The 16,539-nt window shown below is 71.8% G+C and carries 12 protein-coding genes; 10 read left to right on the forward strand and 2 right to left on the reverse strand.

Going from position 1 to position 16,539, the window contains the following annotated elements; translation table 11 throughout:
* Window positions 1-231: 231 nt before the first annotated feature.
* The 8 genes from leuS (at window position 232) to holA (ending at window position 11,019) form a co-directional block, all read left to right on the forward strand.
* The gene (leuS, locus tag ACIBJC_RS19750; protein WP_399293914.1) at window positions 232-3,141 is read left to right on the forward strand and encodes a leucine--tRNA ligase; all 2,910 of its coding nucleotides are present in this window, start codon (window positions 232-234) and stop codon (window positions 3,139-3,141) included.
* A gap of 171 nt (window positions 3,142-3,312) precedes the next feature.
* Complete coding sequence (locus ACIBJC_RS19755; RefSeq protein WP_399293917.1) at window positions 3,313-3,975, forward strand: hypothetical protein; 663 nt, start codon at window positions 3,313-3,315, stop codon at window positions 3,973-3,975.
* A gap of 79 nt (window positions 3,976-4,054) precedes the next feature.
* Window positions 4,055-4,900 (forward strand): DegV family protein, encoded by an 846-nt coding sequence (locus ACIBJC_RS19760; protein ID WP_399293919.1) that lies wholly within the window; start codon window positions 4,055-4,057, stop codon window positions 4,898-4,900.
* A 352-nt stretch (window positions 4,901-5,252) separates the two neighbouring features.
* Window positions 5,253-6,152: a helix-hairpin-helix domain-containing protein gene (locus tag ACIBJC_RS19765; RefSeq protein WP_399293921.1), complete on the forward strand. Its 900-nt coding sequence runs from the start codon at window positions 5,253-5,255 to the stop codon at window positions 6,150-6,152.
* Complete coding sequence (locus ACIBJC_RS19770) at window positions 6,149-8,629, forward strand: ComEC/Rec2 family competence protein (protein WP_399293924.1); 2,481 nt, start codon at window positions 6,149-6,151, stop codon at window positions 8,627-8,629. Before ACIBJC_RS19765 ends, ACIBJC_RS19770 begins: the two co-directional genes overlap by 4 nt.
* 140 nt (window positions 8,630-8,769) lie before the next feature.
* Window positions 8,770-9,654 carry a YceI family protein gene (locus tag ACIBJC_RS19775; RefSeq protein WP_399293927.1) on the forward strand — a complete coding sequence of 295 codons (885 nt, stop codon included), beginning with the start codon at window positions 8,770-8,772 and terminating at the stop codon, window positions 9,652-9,654.
* A 42-nt stretch (window positions 9,655-9,696) separates the two neighbouring features.
* Window positions 9,697-9,942 carry a hypothetical protein gene (locus tag ACIBJC_RS19780; protein ID WP_329827154.1) on the forward strand — a complete coding sequence of 82 codons (246 nt, stop codon included), beginning with the start codon at window positions 9,697-9,699 and terminating at the stop codon, window positions 9,940-9,942.
* Between the two features lie 84 nt (window positions 9,943-10,026).
* A complete protein-coding gene (holA, locus tag ACIBJC_RS19785; RefSeq protein ID WP_399293930.1) occupies window positions 10,027-11,019 on the forward strand; it encodes a DNA polymerase III subunit delta in 993 nt (330 codons plus the stop codon).
* Window positions 11,020-11,292: 273 nt separating this feature from the next.
* Here the strand turns inward: holA and rpsT are convergent, their stop codons facing one another.
* Window positions 11,293-11,559 (reverse strand): 30S ribosomal protein S20, encoded by a 267-nt coding sequence (gene rpsT, locus ACIBJC_RS19790; RefSeq protein ID WP_399293933.1) that lies wholly within the window; start codon window positions 11,557-11,559, stop codon window positions 11,293-11,295.
* Between the two features lie 233 nt (window positions 11,560-11,792).
* On the opposite strand from rpsT, the gene lepA reads away from it, so the two are divergent.
* Together lepA and ACIBJC_RS19800 are read left to right on the forward strand one after the other, a co-directional pair.
* On the forward strand, window positions 11,793-13,661 hold the full coding sequence (gene lepA / locus ACIBJC_RS19795; RefSeq protein ID WP_399293935.1) for a translation elongation factor 4: 1,869 nt from the start codon (window positions 11,793-11,795) through the stop codon (window positions 13,659-13,661).
* Between the two features lie 282 nt (window positions 13,662-13,943).
* Window positions 13,944-15,830: an AMP-dependent synthetase/ligase gene (locus ACIBJC_RS19800; RefSeq protein WP_399293938.1), complete on the forward strand. Its 1,887-nt coding sequence runs from the start codon at window positions 13,944-13,946 to the stop codon at window positions 15,828-15,830.
* Between the two features lie 84 nt (window positions 15,831-15,914).
* Here the strand turns inward: ACIBJC_RS19800 and ACIBJC_RS19805 are convergent, their stop codons facing one another.
* The gene (locus ACIBJC_RS19805) at window positions 15,915-16,499 is read right to left on the reverse strand and encodes a response regulator (RefSeq protein WP_329827159.1); all 585 of its coding nucleotides are present in this window, start codon (window positions 16,497-16,499) and stop codon (window positions 15,915-15,917) included.
* Window positions 16,500-16,539: the final 40 nt, after the last annotated feature.

The following is a 16,539-nucleotide window of genomic DNA, read 5'->3' on the forward strand; positions in this document are numbered from 1 at the left end:
CGTGGATCGGGCACTGCGGTACCCTGACGCCATGCGTGCCGTACGCCTTCTGCTTAGCGGGCCGCGCTGACCAGTCCCGACCGATGACCGATCCGGTCGGAGTCAGCGCGGCGTCCCCTCCTGTGTGAGGGGCATTTTTCTTTCGCTGACCGGTGGACCGGTGCGGCCCTGTGTGCCGCCCGGTACGGCCGGCCCCGCTGGCAGAGACGATCGATGGAGCTTCAGGACATCATGAGCGAGACGAATTCCGCTGCTGCTTCCGGCGCTGCCGAGACGGCAGCGCCGCACCGCTACACCGCGGCCATGGCCGCGGACATCGAAGCGCGCTGGCAGGACTTCTGGGACGCCCGGGGCACGTACGAGGCGCCGAACCCGACGGGTGAGCTGGCCGGTGATCCGGAGCTGGCCGCCCGGCCCAAGAAGTTCATCATGGACATGTTCCCCTACCCCTCGGGCAGCGGACTCCATGTCGGGCACCCGCTGGGCTACATCGCCACCGACGTGTTCGCCCGGCACCAGCGCATGACCGGCCACAACGTCCTGCACACCCTGGGCTTCGACGCGTTCGGCCTGCCCGCCGAGCAGTACGCGGTCCAGACCGGCACGCACCCCCGGGCCTCCACCGAGGCCAACATGGAGAACATGAGGGCCCAGCTCCGCAGGCTGGGCCTGGGCCACGACCGGCGCCGCTCCTTCGCCACGATCGACCCGGACTACTACAAGTGGACCCAGTGGATCTTCGTACAGATCTTCAACTCCTGGTACGACCCGGAGGCGGACCGCGCGCGCCCCATCGAGACGCTGGTGGCGCAGTTCGAGAGCGGGGAGCGCGCGACGCCCGACGGGCGCCCCTGGAGTGAGCTGAGCGCCCCCGAGCGCGCCGACGTCCTGGGCGGCTACCGGCTGGCGTACGCCTCCGACGCCCCCGTCAACTGGTGCCCCGGTCTGGGCACGGTGCTGGCCAACGAGGAGGTCACCGCCGACGGCCGCTCCGAGCGCGGCAACTTCCCGGTCTTCAAGGCGAAGCTGCGCCAGTGGAACATGCGCATCACCGCCTACGCCGACCGGCTGCTGAACGATCTGGACGCCCTGGACTGGCCCGAGGCCATCAAACTCCAGCAGCGCAACTGGATCGGCCGCAGCGAGGGCGCGCGGGTCGACTTCCCGGTGACGGACGCCGTCGGCGGGAGCGCCGCCATCACGGTCTTCACGACCCGTCAGGACACCCTCTTCGGCGCCACGTACATGGTCCTGGCGCCCGAGCACGACCTGGTCGAGAAGCTCGTCCCTGCGGCCTGGCCCGAGGGGACGCACGAGGTGTGGACGGGCGGTCACGCGACCCCCGCCGAGGCCGTCGACGCGTACCGCAAGCAGGCCGCGGCCAAGTCCGACGTGGAGCGGCAGGCCGAGGCGAAGGACAAGACCGGGGTCTTCACCGGCGCCTACGCCACCAACCCGGTCAGCGGCGAGCGCCTGCCCGTCTTCATCGCCGACTACGTCCTGCTGGGATACGGCACCGGCGCGATCATGGCCGTACCGGCGCACGACGGCCGCGACTTCGCGTTCGCGCGCGCCTTCGAACTCCCGATCCGCTGCGTCGTCGAACCCGCGGACGGCCGGGGCACGGACGCCTCGGCGTGGGACGACGCGTTCTCCTCGTACGACGCGCCGATCGTCAACTCGACGAACGCGGACCTCACCCTGGACGGTCTGCGGGTGGCCGAGGCCAAGGCGCGGATCACCGACTGGCTGGCCGCGCGCGGCATCGGCGAGGGCACGGTCAACTTCCGGCTGCGCGACTGGCTGTTCAGCCGCCAGCGCTACTGGGGCGAGCCCTTCCCGATCGTCTACGACGAGAACGGCACGGCGCACGCGCTGCCCGAGTCGATGCTGCCGCTGGAACTGCCCGAGGTCGACGACTACTCGCCCCGTACGTTCGACGCGGACGACGCGGACACCCAGCCGGAGACGCCGCTTTCGCGGAACGCCGAGTGGGTGAACGTCGAGCTGGACCTGGGGCAGGGCGAGGGCGTCAAGCGCTACCGCCGCGAGACCAACACCATGCCGAACTGGGCCGGTTCGTGCTGGTACGAGCTGCGCTACCTGGACCCGCACAACGACGAGAAGCTGGTCGACCCGGCCGTCGAGCAGTACTGGATGGGCCCGCGCGAGGGCCAGCCGCACGGCGGCGTCGACCTGTACGTGGGCGGCGCCGAGCACGCCGTACTGCACCTGCTGTACGCGCGCTTCTGGTCGAAGGTGCTGTTCGACCTGGGGCACATCTCCTCGGCCGAGCCGTTCCACAAGCTCTACAACCAGGGCATGATCCAGGCGTTCGTCTACCGGGACAGCCGCGGTATCGCGGTGCCGGCGGCGGAGGTCGAGGAGCGTGACGGCGGCTACTGGTACCAGGGCGGGAAGGTCAGCCGTGTCCTGGGGAAGATGGGCAAGTCCCTGAAGAACGCCGTCACCCCGGACGAGATCTTCGCGGAGTACGGCGCGGACACGCTGCGGCTGTACGAGATGGCGATGGGTCCGCTGGACGTCTCGCGTCCGTGGGACACCCGCGCGGTCGTCGGCCAGTTCCGGCTGATCCAGCGGGTGTGGCGCAATGTGGTGGACGAGGCGACCGGCGGGGTCACCGTCGTCGACACCGACCCCGCCGACATCGACGTGGACACGCTGCGCGCGCTGCACAAGGCGATCGACGGAATCGTCCAGGACATGGCGGGGCTGCGCTTCAACACGGCCATCGCCAAGGTCACCGAGCTGAACAACCACCTGACCAAGACGGGCGCCCCGATCCCGCGCGCGGTCGCAGAGCCGCTGGTGCTGCTGCTCGCACCGCTGGCCCCGCACGTCGCCGAGGAGCTGTGGCACAAGCTGGGGCACACCGACTCGGTCGTGCACCGGGACTTCCCGGTCGCGGACCCGGCGTACGTCGTGGACGAGGCCGTGACCTGCGTCGTACAGGTCAAGGGCAAGGTCAAGGCGCGGCTGGAGGTCTCCCCGTCCATCTCGGACGAGGAGCTGGAGAAGCTGGCGCTGGGCGACGCCGGCGTGGTCGCGGCGCTGGGCGGGGCGGGCATCAGGAAGGTGATCGTGCGGGCGCCGAAGCTGGTGAACATCGTTCCCGCCTGATGGTTGCCGCCTGATGGTTCCCGCCTTGTTGCGCCTGATCGGGCGCACAAGGCTTCGACCGGGGACACAGGGCTTTCCCCTACGGGCAGGTTGGGGGTTCCGATGGAACCCACAGCCTGCCTGTTCCGTTTACGGTGGAAGGGACACGACCGACTGCGAAGGGGCGCGCTCATGGACGACGTCGCGATCACGATCATGGCGTTGCTCTTCGTCGCCTTCATGGCACTGGGGGTGTACGCGGGAGTCAAGGCGGTCGGCGCCGCCAAGCGGGGCGTGGACCGTACGATCTCGCAGGCCCGCCGCACGGTGGAGGACACGGCCCTCCGGGCGAAGAGTCTGGGCCAGCCCGGCACGGCCGGGGAGCTCGCCCAGCTTCGGCTGAGGCTGCGCACCTCGATGCGCGCCACCCAGGACGCGCTCCAGGCGGGCGTGGCCGAGGACGCCTCGCTGTCCGAGTCGATCGCTCTGTTCGAACGGCTGAGTGTGCACGGCCGGGAGCTGGACGAGGAGCTGCGCCAACTGGAGCGGGACCCCGATCGGAGCAGGGTCGGGCAGCGGCTGTCGGAGCTGCGGGAGCGCACGGACCGGATCACGCACTCCGCGGACTCGCTGCGCTGGGCCGCCCGGGACCGCGCGCGGAAGTTCTCCGAGGACGACCTGTCGTCGCTGAGCGCGCAGATCGATGTGGAGTCCGGGGCGCTGCGGCACTGGTCGACGGAGCCCGCGCCGCCGTCCGCCGCGGGGGAGCGGCCCGAGGCCATCGAGCCGTCCGATCCGCGGCTCAGGACCACGTACCCCTGGCAGAAGCAGGCCAGGCCCGAGACCACGAACTGACCGTGTACCAGGGCCGGAACCGACCAGAGGGACGGGGTCGGGCTGCCGCCCCGTGCCGACGACGGGTAACCTCCGGCTCATGTCCCGCCATGTCGCGATCGTTACCGATTCCACGGCCTACCTGCCGCCGCAGACGATGGAACGGCACGGCATCACCGCGGTGCCGCTGACCGTCGTGCTCGGGGACCGCGCGCTGGAAGAGGGCACGGAGATCTCGGCCCGTTCCCTGGCCCTGGCGCTCCAGAAGCGGACGTCCGTGACCACGTCACGGCCGAGCCCCGAGGTCTTCGCCGCCGCGTACCGCGCCGCGGCGGACGCCGGGGCCACGGGGATCGTCTCGCTGCATCTGTCGGCCGAGTTCTCCGGCACGTACGACGCCGCCGTGCTCGCCGCCAGGGAGGCGCCGGTGCCGGTACGGGTGGTGGACACCGGCATGGTGGCGATGGCGCTCGGATTCTGCGCACTGGCGGCGGCCGAGGCCGCGGAGGGCGACGGCACGCTCGACGAGGCGGTGGCCGCCGCCGAGAAGCGGGCCGCGGGCACCACCGCGTATTTCTATGTCGACACGCTGGACTATCTGCGCCGGGGCGGCCGGATCGGCGCCGCCCAGGCGCTGTTCGGCTCGGCGCTCGCGGTGAAACCGCTGCTCCAACTCGACGGCGGGCGCATCGAACTGCTGGAGAAGGTGCGGACGGCGTCCAAGGCGATCGCTCGGCTGGAGGAGATCGTCGCCGACCGGGCCGGTACCGGCCAGGTGGACATCGCGGTGCACCACCTCGCGGCGCCGGAACGGGCCACGGCGCTCGCCGAGCGGCTGCGTGAGCGGCTGCCGGGACTGGTGGACCTGCATGTCAGCGAGGTCGGCGCGGTGATCGGGGCGCACACGGGGCCGGGGTTGCTGGGGGCCGTGATCTCACCGCGCTGACGGTCCCACAGGGCCCCTCATACCCTCGTTCGGGTGGCCGAGTTTTCCACAACCGGCAGGTTTTCCACCGGAATTCGAGGTGCTCGGCGAGATCGGGCCGGGATGCCTACTGTTCTGTGGCATGGCTCTCCGAACACGCTCCGTAACCAGCGGCCCGGGCCGTTCCCCCGGCTCCGACGGCCGTGCCCGCCACGGTCGCTCCCGTTCCCACTCCCGTCCCCGCGCTCGCGCGGCGGTCCTTACCGGGACGCCGGCCCACCTCCGTGCGCGTACGGCGCTCGCGTCCGCGCCCTCATCCGCGTCTACCTCCGCGTCCGCACCCGTGGCCCCGCCCCTCTCCTTGCCCTTGCCCTTGCCCTCGCCTCCGACGGAGCCGCGTCGGCGGGCGGAGGCGCTCTTCCCCGCCGCTCCCGCCGCTCCCGCGCCTCCTGCCGCCCCGGCCGGTGACGGCCCTGTCGCCGCCCCGAAGCCCCCGTCGCCGCCCAAGGCGGAGCGCGGGCGGGCGTGGAACGGGGCGCTGGCGGCGGTGCGGGAGCGGCTGCCGCTGTGGGTTCAGCTCCGGTGCGGTCTGGAGCTGAGGACGCTGGGCGCGCTCGCGGTGGTGCTGGTGGCGGCAGCCGGGCTCGCCGCCCAGCACTTCTGGACCGGGCGCCCGCAGTCCGTCCGGGCGCCCGACACGGTCCGCGCGGACGCCGCCCCTCCCGACGGCGTGCCGAGAGGGCTGTCCGCACCGCTGCCGAAGGCCGTCGAACCCGAGCCGCCGCCCCCGCCGGAGTCGGCCAGGATCGTGGTGGACGTCGGGGGCAAGGTGCGGGAGCCCGGCGTCCTGCGGCTGCCCGCCGGGTCGCGGGTCGCCGACGCACTGCGGGCCGCCGGAGGTGTCGAGCCGGGCGCGGATCTCACCGGGCTGAACCGGGCCCGATTACTGATGGACGGCGAGCAGGTGGTGGTCGACAGCCCCGCACCGCCGGGCGCGGCCCCGGGCGGCGGACCCGGCGGCGGCAGCGGGGGAGCGGTGGCGGGCTTGGCACCCGGCGCGGGCCCCGGCGGACCGCCGGCCGCGCCCATCAGCCTCAACACCGCCACACCGGACCAGCTCGACACGCTCCCCGGCGTCGGGCCCGTGCTCGCCCGGCACATCATCGACTACCGCACCCAGCACGGCGGGTTCCGCTCCGTCGACGAACTTCGCGAGGTCAACGGCATCGGTGACCGCAAGTTCGCCGACCTCCAGCCTCTCGTACGGCCATGACGCGCCCCGCGGTCCACCGGACGGCCGACCACCGCCTGGGCGCGTCCGATCCACGCCAGGAGGGCCCGGCCGACCTCCGGCTCCTGCCGCCCGCGCTGGCGGCCTGGGGCGCGGCGGCCCTGGCCGTGGGCGCCCCGGGCCGCTGGACCGTGCTCGGGGTGCTGGTCTGTCTGCTGGCCGGCGCGCTGCTCCTGGTGCGGTCGGGCGCCGAGCCCGGGCCCCGCCTCACCGGCGTGGCCGCCGCGGGCGTGCTGCTCTGTGCCGCCGCCGGGGCCGCCTCCGCCGGGCTGCACGGCGCGGACGCCCGACGGGGGCCCGTGCCCGGCCTCGCCGACCGATATGCCTCGGTCACCGCGGAGTTGACGGTCACCTCCGACCCCCGGGCCACCCGTCCCCGGCCCGGGGGCGACGGAACGGCCGGGGGCGGGTTCGTCCTCGACGCGGAGATCATCCGGGTGACGCCGGTACGGGGCGGGGCCACCGCGGTCCGTACGCCCGTGCTGGTGATCGTCCCGCCCGGCGAGCACCCCGGCCGCTGGCAGCGGCTGCTGCCGTCCACCCGGCTGCGGCTGACCGGACGGCTGGCGCCCCCGGCGCACACCGACGACCGCTACGCGGCGACCCTGCGCGTCACGGGAAAGGGCGCGCCGACCATCACCGGCGCGCCCACCCGCGTCCAGCGCACGGCGGGCACGCTCCGCGCCGGGCTGCGCGCGGCGACCGAGGGGCTGCCGCCAGATGCCCGCGCCCTGCTGCCGGGGCTGGTCGTCGGGGACACCGCACGGATCACGCCCGAACTGCACGACGCCTTCGCCGCCACGGACCTGCTGCATCTCATGGCCGTCTCGGGCTCCAACCTGACCATCGTCCTGGTCCTGCTGATCGGCCCGCCGGGGCTGGCGGTGCGGGCCGAACGGCGCGGGCTCGCCCCACTTCTGGGGATCTCGCTGCGGACGACCGCGCTGCTCGGCGGGGCGCTCACCCTCGCGTTCGTGGTCGTCTGCCGCCCGGAACCCAGCGTGCTGCGGGCCGCCGCCTGCGGGCTGATCACCCTCCTCGCCATCGGCACCGGCCGCCGCAGAACACTGCTCCCCGCGCTGGCCGCCGCCGTTCTGCTGCTCGTCCTCCTCGACCCCTGGCTGGCCCGCAGCTACGGCTTCCTCCTCTCCGTGCTGGCCACCGGCGCCCTGCTCACCATCGGCCCTCGCTGGAGTGCGGCGCTGACGCGGCGCGGGGTGCCGCCGAGGCTCGCGGAGGCCCTGGCAGCGGCCGGAGCCGCGCAGGCCGTCTGCGCGCCCGTGGTGGCTGTGTTCGCGGCCCGGGTCAGCCTCGTCGCGATCCCGTGCAACCTCTTCGCGGAGCTCGCGGTCGCCCCGGCCACGGTGCTCGGTTTCGCCGCCCTCGCCCTCGCCCCCGTGGCGCTGCCCGCTGCCGAACTGCTGGCCCGGTGCGCGGGCTGGCCGGCCGGGTGGATCGCGTCCGTCGCACGCGGCGGCGCGGCGCTGCCCGGCGCCCAGACCGACTGGCCCGGTGGCTGGCGGGGCGGGGCGCTGCTCGCCGTCGTCACCGTCCTCGTCGTGGTCGCCGCCCGGCGGATCCCGCGCCACCCCTGGACGGCCGCGCTCTGCGCCGTACTCCTGCTGCTCGCGATCGTGCGGCCCCCGCCGTTCACCCGGATCGTCACCGGCTGGCCGCCGCCGGGGTGGACGTTCGCGATGTGTGACGTCGGCCAGGGCGACGCGACCGTACTCGCCGCCGGGGACGGTTCCGCCGTGGTGGTGGACACCGGCCCCGACCCCGGGCCCGCCGACCGGTGTCTGCGGGAACTCGGCATCACCCGGATCCCGTTGCTGCTGATCACCCACTTCCACGCCGACCATGTCGCCGGGCTGCCCGGCGTGCTGCGCGGCAGAGCGGTCGGCGCGATCCAGACCACGACCTCGCCCGAGCCTCCGGAACAGGCCGCGTTCGTACGGCGCGCCGCCGCGGCGGCGCGGGTGCCCGTCGTCCGGGCCGTCCCGGGGGAGCGGCGCACCACCGGGCCGCTCGACTGGCGGGTGCTCTGGCCCCGGGCCGGGGTGCCACCAGCCGCCACCGAACCCAACGACTCCAGCGTCACCCTGTTCGTACGGGTCGCCCGAGGCCCCACACTGCTGCTCCTGGGCGATCTCGAACCGCCCGCCCAGCGCGGCCTGTTGCGGGACCACCCGGCGCTGCCCCCGGTGGACGTCCTCAAGGTGGCCCACCACGGCTCGCCCCATCAGCACCCGGGGCTGCTCAGGGACGTACGCCCCCGACTCGCGCTGATCTCCGCTGGCCGGGACAACCCGTACGGGCATCCCGCGCCCCGTACCGTCGACGCGCTGCGCGCCGGGGGAGCGACGGTGCTGCGTACCGACCGGGACGGGGCGATCGCGGTGGTGGGGGCCGGGGCAGGACTGCGGGCCGTTCCCCGGGGACGGAGTGGCAATCCGTGATGCCCGCGTTCTCTACCTGTCGGTACGTTTGCCCCGAACAGGGCAAGAGTGATCGAATGCTTATTCGTCATGGGTCGCCGTTCCGACGACGTTCCGCGGTGCGGCCCCGTGGAGCCCGAGCGCACAGGGGTACGCACACCATGATCAGCCGCCTTCTCGGCCGACGGACGGCCGCTCATCAGAGGCCCGGTCCGTTCGCCGGACTCTCTGTACCGCCCGGCGCCGGGCTGCTCACCTGCCGTGTCATCGACCCGGTCAACGAGCCTGTCGGACAGGCCGAGTTCACGGTGAGCGACAGCAACGGCCGCAAGATCGTGAGCGGGGAGACCGACCCGTTCGGGATGATGGTGGCGATGGTCCCCCTCGGGGAGTACCGGCTGGCCATATCCGCCGACAGCTTCACCCCGTTCCGGGGCAACGTGACGGTCGGCGACGCTGCCGAGTCCAGCGGCCCGGGTGACATCACCCTCCAGGTGGCCCCGTCGCTGCCGCTGCCCGCGCCCGGCGACTGGGAGATCGAACCGGCCCACTCCCGGATCGGTTTCATCGCCCGTCACATCGGGCTCGCCCGTGTCCACGGCCGCTTCGACAACTTCGCCGGGGCGATCAGGATCGGCGAGACGATGGAGCGGTCGGCGATGCATGTCGTCATCGGCGCCGCGTCGATCGACACCAGCGTGCAGATGCGCGACGACCACCTGCGCTCACCCGACTTCCTCGACGTGGAGAACTATCCGACGCTGGAGTTCTACAGCGACCGCTTCCTCCACCGCGGCGGCAACAACTGGGGGATCGCCGGGGCGCTCACCCTCCACGGCGTCACCCGCACGGTCACCCTCGACGCCCACTACCTGGGCATCGGCAACGGCATGGAGGGCGAGACCCGCGCGGCCGTCCGCGCCAGCACGGAGCTGCACCGCGAGGACTACACCGTCAACTGGCAGTCGATGCTGGCACGGGGCATCGCGGTCGTCGGCTCCAGCATCAAGATCGAGATGGATATCCAGATCGTCCCCAAGACCTGACCGGGCGGTTCACGGTCTCCCGCCGACTGGAAGAATGCGGCCGTGAGCGATGTGAGACACGTACTGGTGCTGCCCGACCGCGACGCGGCGGAGGAGGTGGCGCAGGCGCTCGGCGAGCGGTTCCCGGTGACCGAGGAGCCCCAGCTCGTACGGGACGCCCTGGCCGGCGAGGACGACGCCGAGGACGCGCAGTGGCTGGTGGTCGTGGAGGACCCCGGGGCGCGGCTGGACTCCGCCGCGCTGGACGCGTTTGTGGCGGACTGGGACGGCTGGCGCGAGGCCCCGTAACGTCCCGCGCTGTCCCGGGAGCTCGGGCCCCGTCCCCGGATACGCGCCCCTCGCTGTCGGTGGGGCGTGAGATCGTGGAGCACGATGGCCACCAGAAAAGCTTCCCCCGACGATCCGCTCGCCCCGCTCACGCTCGCCGTGGGCCAGGAGGACCTGCTGCTCGACCGCGCCGTGCAGCAGGTGGTCGCGGCGGCCCGCGCCGCCGACGCCGACACGGACGTCCGCGACCTCACCTCCGACCAGCTCCAGCCCGGCACCCTGGCCGAGCTGACCAGCCCGTCGCTCTTCGCCGAGCGCAAGGTCGTGGTCGTACGGAACGCGCACGACCTCTCCGCGGACACGATCAAGGACGTCAAGGCGTATCTGGACGCGCCCGCCGAGGAGATCACCCTCGTCCTGCTGCACGCTGGGGGGGCCAAGGGCAAGGGGCTGCTGGACGCCGCCCGTAAGGCGGGGGCCCGTGAGGTCCCCTGCCCCAAGACGACCAAGCCGGCCGAGCGGCTGGGCTTCGTACGGTCGGAGTTCCGCGCGCTGGGCCGCTCGGCCACGCCCGAGGCGTGCCAGGCCCTGGTCGACTCGATCGGCAGCGATCTGCGCGAGCTGGCGAGCGCCGTCTCCCAGCTCGCATCGGATGTCGAGGGGACGATCGACGAGGCCGTCGTCGGCCGGTACTACACGGGCCGAGCCGAGGCGTCCAGCTTCAACGTCGCCGACCGCGCCGTGGAGGGCCGGGCCGCCGACGCGCTGGAGGCGCTGCGCTGGTCGCTGTCGACCGGTGTCGCACCCGTACTGATCACCAGTGCCCTCGCCCAGGGCGTGCGGGCCATCGGCAAGCTCTCCTCCGCTCGCGGCGGCCGGCCCGCCGATCTCGCGCGGGAGCTGGGGATGCCGCCGTGGAAGATCGACCGGGTGCGTCAGCAGATGCGCGGCTGGACGCCGGACGGTGTGGCGACCGCGCTGCGGGCCGTCGCCGAGGCCGACGCGGGCGTCAAGGGCGGCGGCGACGATCCGGAGTACGCGCTGGAGAAGGCGGTCGTCGCGATCGCCCACGCGGCCCGCTCCGGCCGCCAGGGCTAGCCTCCGGCCCCCAGGGTTTACCTCCGGCCCCCAGGGTTTACCTCCGGCCCGCGAGGGCCGGTCCCGGATACCGGGTCCCGGTACGTCGAAGGCCCTGGCCCGTTCTGGGAGAACGGGCCAGGGCCTTCGACGTCAAGCTGTGAAGCTCATGAAGCTGATGAACTCGCACCCGCGTGGCGAACGCAGTCGCGTGCGAGTTCGGGGTTCGCCGGTCAGGAGCGGTAGAGAGGGCCCGCTGAGTCCCTTCCGGCGGTCAAATCAAGGAACCGGGGCTCAGCCCTGGAGGGTGGCGACCTTGGAGGCCAGCGCCGACTTCTTGTTGGCGGCGGCGTTCTTGTGGATGACACTCTTCGAGACAGCCTTGTCGAGCTGACGGGACGCCTCGCGAGAAGCCGCGGTGGCCTTCTCGACGTCACCGGCGGCAGCGGCCTCGCGGGCCTTGCGGATCGCGGTCTTGAGCGACGACTTGACAGCCTTGTTGCGCAGGCGTGCCTTCTCGTTGGTCTTGTTCCGCTTGATCTGGGACTTGATGTTCGCCACGTTATGAGCCTTCTCAGCTTTGATGAATTCGTTTGACCCGGTACAGCATCGTCCGAGGACCACCCGGCCCGGAGAGGGCAGGGTGGAGCCGGACGCAGCTTGTCAGGCTAGCAGCGACCCCGCGACCGGCCCAAACCGGGCGCAGTCCCGTACCCGTGGGACCATGGAGCCTACGTATCGATCCGCGTCCACCCGAGACGAGACGCCGCGCGTCTCAAGAATCAGGACCCTGCGTGCCCGCGACCCCTCTCCACGTGCCCGAGCCGAGCCGTACGGACCCGGCGCTGCTCCGCAACTTCTGCATCATCGCCCACATCGACCACGGCAAGTCGACGCTGGCCGACCGGATGCTCCAGCTCACCGGAGTGGTCGACCAGCGGCAGATGCGCGCCCAGTACCTCGACCGGATGGACATCGAGCGCGAGCGCGGCATCACGATCAAGTCCCAGGCGGTCCGGCTGCCCTGGGCCCCCACCACGGGTGAGGGCCAGGGCACCACCCATGTCCTCAACATGATCGACACGCCGGGACACGTGGACTTCACCTACGAGGTCTCCCGTTCGCTCGCGGCCTGCGAGGGCACCATCCTGCTGGTGGACGCTGCCCAGGGCATCGAGGCGCAGACGCTCGCCAACCTCTACCTGGCGATGGAGAACGACCTCACCATCGTTCCCGTGCTCAACAAGATCGACCTGCCGGCCGCCCAGCCGGAGAAGTTCTCCGAGGAGCTGGCGAACCTCATCGGATGCCAGCCCGAGGACGTCCTGCGCGTCTCGGCGAAGACCGGTGTCGGTGTGGACGTTCTGCTCGACAAGGTGGTCAAGGAGGTCCCGGCGCCGGTCGGCGTCAAGGACGCCCCCGCCCGCGCGATGATCTTCGACTCGGTCTACGACTCCTACCGGGGGGTCGTGACGTACGTCCGTGTCATCGACGGCCAGCTCAACAAGCGCGAGCGGATCCGGATGATGTCCACCGGCGCCACCCACGAGCTGCTGGAGATCGGGGTCTCCTCCCCGGAGATGACCCCGGCCGACGGCATCGGCGTCGGCGAGGTGGGCTACATCATCACCGGCGTGAAGGACGTACGGCAGTCCAAGGTCGGCGACACGATCACCACCCTGCACAAGGGGGCGACCGAGGCGCTGGGCGGCTACAAGGACCCCAAGCCGATGGTCTTCTCCGGCCTCTATCCGCTGGACGGCTCGGACTACCCCGAGCTGCGTGACGCGCTCGACAAGCTCCAGCTCAACGACGCCGCCCTGGTCTACGAGCCGGAGACCTCCGCGGCGCTCGGCTTCGGTTTCCGGGTCGGCTTCCTCGGTCTGCTGCACCTCGATGTGATCCGGGAGCGGCTGGAGCGCGAGTTCGGGCTCGAACTCATCGCCACCGCCCCCAACGTGGTCTACCGCGTGGAGATGGAGGACGGCACCGAGCACACGGTCACCAACCCGAGCGAGTTCCCCGAGGGCAAGCTCGACTCGGTGCACGAGCCGGTCGTACGGGCCACGGTCCTCGCCCCGAGCGAGTTCATCGGCGCGATCATGGAGCTGTGCCAGAGCCGCCGCGGCACGCTGCTCGGCATGGACTACCTCTCCGAGGACCGTGTCGAGATCCGCTACACGCTGCCGCTCGCCGAGATCGTCTTCGACTTCTTCGACCAGCTCAAGTCCAAGACCCGCGGCTACGCCTCGCTCGACTACGAGCCCACCGGCGAGCAGACCGCCAACCTCGTCAAGGTCGACATCCTGCTCCACGGCGACAAGGTGGACGCCTTCTCGGCGATCACCCACCGGGACCAGGCGTACGCGTACGGGGTGCGGCTCGTCGCCAAGCTGCGTGAGCTGATCCAGCGCCAGGCCTTCGAGATCCCCATCCAGGCCGCCATCGGCTCCCGGGTCATCGCCCGCGAGACGATCCGTGCCATCCGCAAGGACGTCCTCGCCAAGTGCTACGGCGGTGACATCTCCCGTAAGCGGAAGCTGCTGGAGAAGCAGAAGGAGGGCAAGAAGCGCATGAAGATGGTCGGCAGCGTGGAGGTCCCCCAGGAGGCGTTCATCGCCGTGCTGTCCAGTGACGATTCCGGGGGCAAGGCGAAGAAGTAGCCGTTCTGATGTCGTTCCGACGGCGCTACGGGCCCTCACACCGCGGTGTGAGGGCCCGTAGCGCCGTCCGGGACCCCCGGAACGTCTCCGAACAGGCGCGGCCTCGTTACCACGTGTACGAAGTGGCTGCCCACGGCCTCTTACGCACCGGGCGGGCGGCCTCTACCCTGAGCGCAGATTCGTAGTTACTCGTCGGTTAGTTACTCGTCGGTCGCATTAGTTACTCGCCAGTCACAATTCAGTCGGCACGCCGGCAGCGCTGCCGCGGGCCCGGAGGATGCCGTGAGCGACACCCAGAACTTGATCGAGAACCGGCCGCCCTCCGTGGCGACCCTCTTCATTGAGCGCGTGGCGGCCACGCCGGACGCGGAGGCCTACCGCTACCCCGTACCGGCCGCCGGACAGGGCCCCGACGAGTGGCGCTCGCTGAGCTGGGGCGAGGCCTCGAAGCGGGTGTACGCCGTGGCCGCCGGGCTGATCGCGCTCGGCGTGGAACCCGAGGAGCGGGTAGCGCTCGCCTCCGCCACCCGGGTCGAGTGGATCCTCGCGGACCTCGGGGTGATGTGCGCGGGCGCCGCGACCACCACGGTCTACCCCTCGACCAACACCGAGGAGTCCGCGTACATCCTCTCCGACTCGCAGAGCCGGGTGCTGATCGCGGAGGACGCCACGCAGCTCGCCAAGGCGCGCGAGCGCCGCGCCGAGTTGCCGGGCCTCGCCCATGTCGTGGTGATCGAGGCGGACGGCGCCGTGCCCGCCGAGGGCGACCCGGAGGGGTGGGTGCTCTCGCTCGCCGAACTGGAAGCGCGCGGCGCCGCGTACCTGGCCGAGCACCCCAAGGCGGTCGAGGAGCGGACCGGGGCGATCACCGCCGAACAGCTCGCCACCCTCATCTACACCTCGGGCACCACGGGCCGCCCCAAGGGCGTACGGCTGCGCCACGACAGTTGGTCGTACATGGCCAAGGCGATCGCCGCCACCGGCCTGATCAGCGGGGACGACGTGCAGTACCTGTGGCTGCCGCTCGCCCATGTCTTCGGCAAGGTGCTGACGTCCGGGCAGATCGAGGTCGGCCATGTCACCGCCGTGGACGGCCGCGTCGACAAGATCATCGAGAATCTGCCGGTGGTCCGGCCGACCTACATGGCGGCCGTGCCGCGGATCTTCGAGAAGGTCTACAACGGCGTGGCGGCCAAGGCGCGGGCCGGCGGCCCCGCCAAGCACAAGATCTTCCAGTGGGCGGCCGGGGTCGCCCGCGAGTACGCCGTCGCCGCCCAGGACAACTTCCGGCGTACGGGCACCAGGACCGTGCCGTTCGCCCTCGGCGCCCGCCACAAGGTGGCCGACGCGCTCGTCTACAGCAAGCTCCGCGAGGCGTTCGGCGGCCGGCTGCGCGCCGCCGTCTCCGGTTCCGCCGCGCTCGCGCCCGAGATCGGCTACTTCTTCTCCGGCGCCGGGATCCACATCCTGGAGGGGTACGGGCTGACGGAGACCAGCGCGGCCAGCTTCGTCAACCCGGGCGAGGCGTACCGTACGGGCACGGTCGGCAAGCCGTTGCCCGGCACGGAGGTACGGATCGCGGACGACGGCGAGATCCTGCTGCGCAGCCCGGGTGTGATGGCCGGATATCACGGGCAGCCCGAGAAGACCGCGGAGGTGCTGGAGCCCGACGGCTGGTTCCACACCGGGGACATCGGCGAGCTGTCCGCCGACGGCTATCTGCGGATCACCGACCGCAAGAAGGACCTGATCAAGACGTCGGGCGGCAAGTACATCGCCCCGGCCGAGGTCGAGGGCCGGTTCAAGGCGGTCTGCCCGTTCGTCTCGAACATCCTGGTGCACGGCGCCGACCGCAACTTCTGCACGGCGCTGATCGCGCTCGACGAACCGGCGATCCTCGGCTGGGCCGCCGAGAACGGCATGGCCGGCCGTCCGTACGCCGACGTGGTCGCCTCGGCGGCGGCCGAGCAGCTCATCGACGGATACGTGAAGCGGCTCAACGAGGGCCTTCAGCGCTGGCAGACCATCAAGAAGTTCCGGCTGCTCTCCCGCGACCTGGACATCGAGCACGGCGAGCTGACGCCCAGCCTCAAGCTCAAGAGGCCCGTCGTGGAGCGGGAGTACAAGCATCTGATCGAGGAGATGTACGAGGGCTCCCGCGAGGCCTGACCGGGGGCATGAGGCCTGACCGGGGGCGTGAGGGCAGCGGGTCTGCCCTCACGCCCCCGGCCGGACGCGCCCTGGGGTCTTTCCCTAGTGGTCCCGCCCGCGCCGGAGTTCGCCCAGCGCGTCCTCGATCCGCTCCAAGTGGCGCCGCAGGTCGGCCAGGTGTTCCGGCGCGTCGCTCCGCAGCGCGTCCTCGATCTTCGCCAGCCGGCCCGCGACCTCCCCGAGCTGTTCCTGCTCGCGCGCCAGGGCCCGCTCCAACTGGCGGTTCTTGCGGTGCAGATCGAGGAAGACGCTGACCTTGGCCCGCAGCATCCACGGGTCGAAGGGCTTGGTCAGAAAGTCCGCGGCGCCCGTGGCGTACCCGCGGAAGGCGTAACCGCTGTCGGAGCCGGGCCCGTTCAGGAAGATGATCGGGATGTCCTTGGCCCGGTCGAGCCGCTTGATCCGGTACGCGGTCTCGAAGCCGTCCATGCCGGGCATCCGGACGTCCAGCAGGACCAGCGCGAACGGCTGGCGCAGCAGCGCCTCCACCGCCTCCTCGCCCGAACGCGCCCGTACGAGCCGCTCGTCCAGCGAGGCCAGCACCGCTTCGAGCGCGGTGAGGTTGTCCTCCATGTCGTCGACGAGCAGGATGCCCGCACGTTCCGTGCCGACCGCTGTGCCGTTCATGTGCTGATCATCCTTGTTGCTCCTTGTCCGGCCCGCGTCT

Source organism: Streptomyces sp. NPDC050509, assembly GCF_044457965.1.
In the GTDB taxonomy this organism is placed as follows: Bacteria; Actinomycetota; Actinomycetes; order Streptomycetales; family Streptomycetaceae; genus Streptomyces.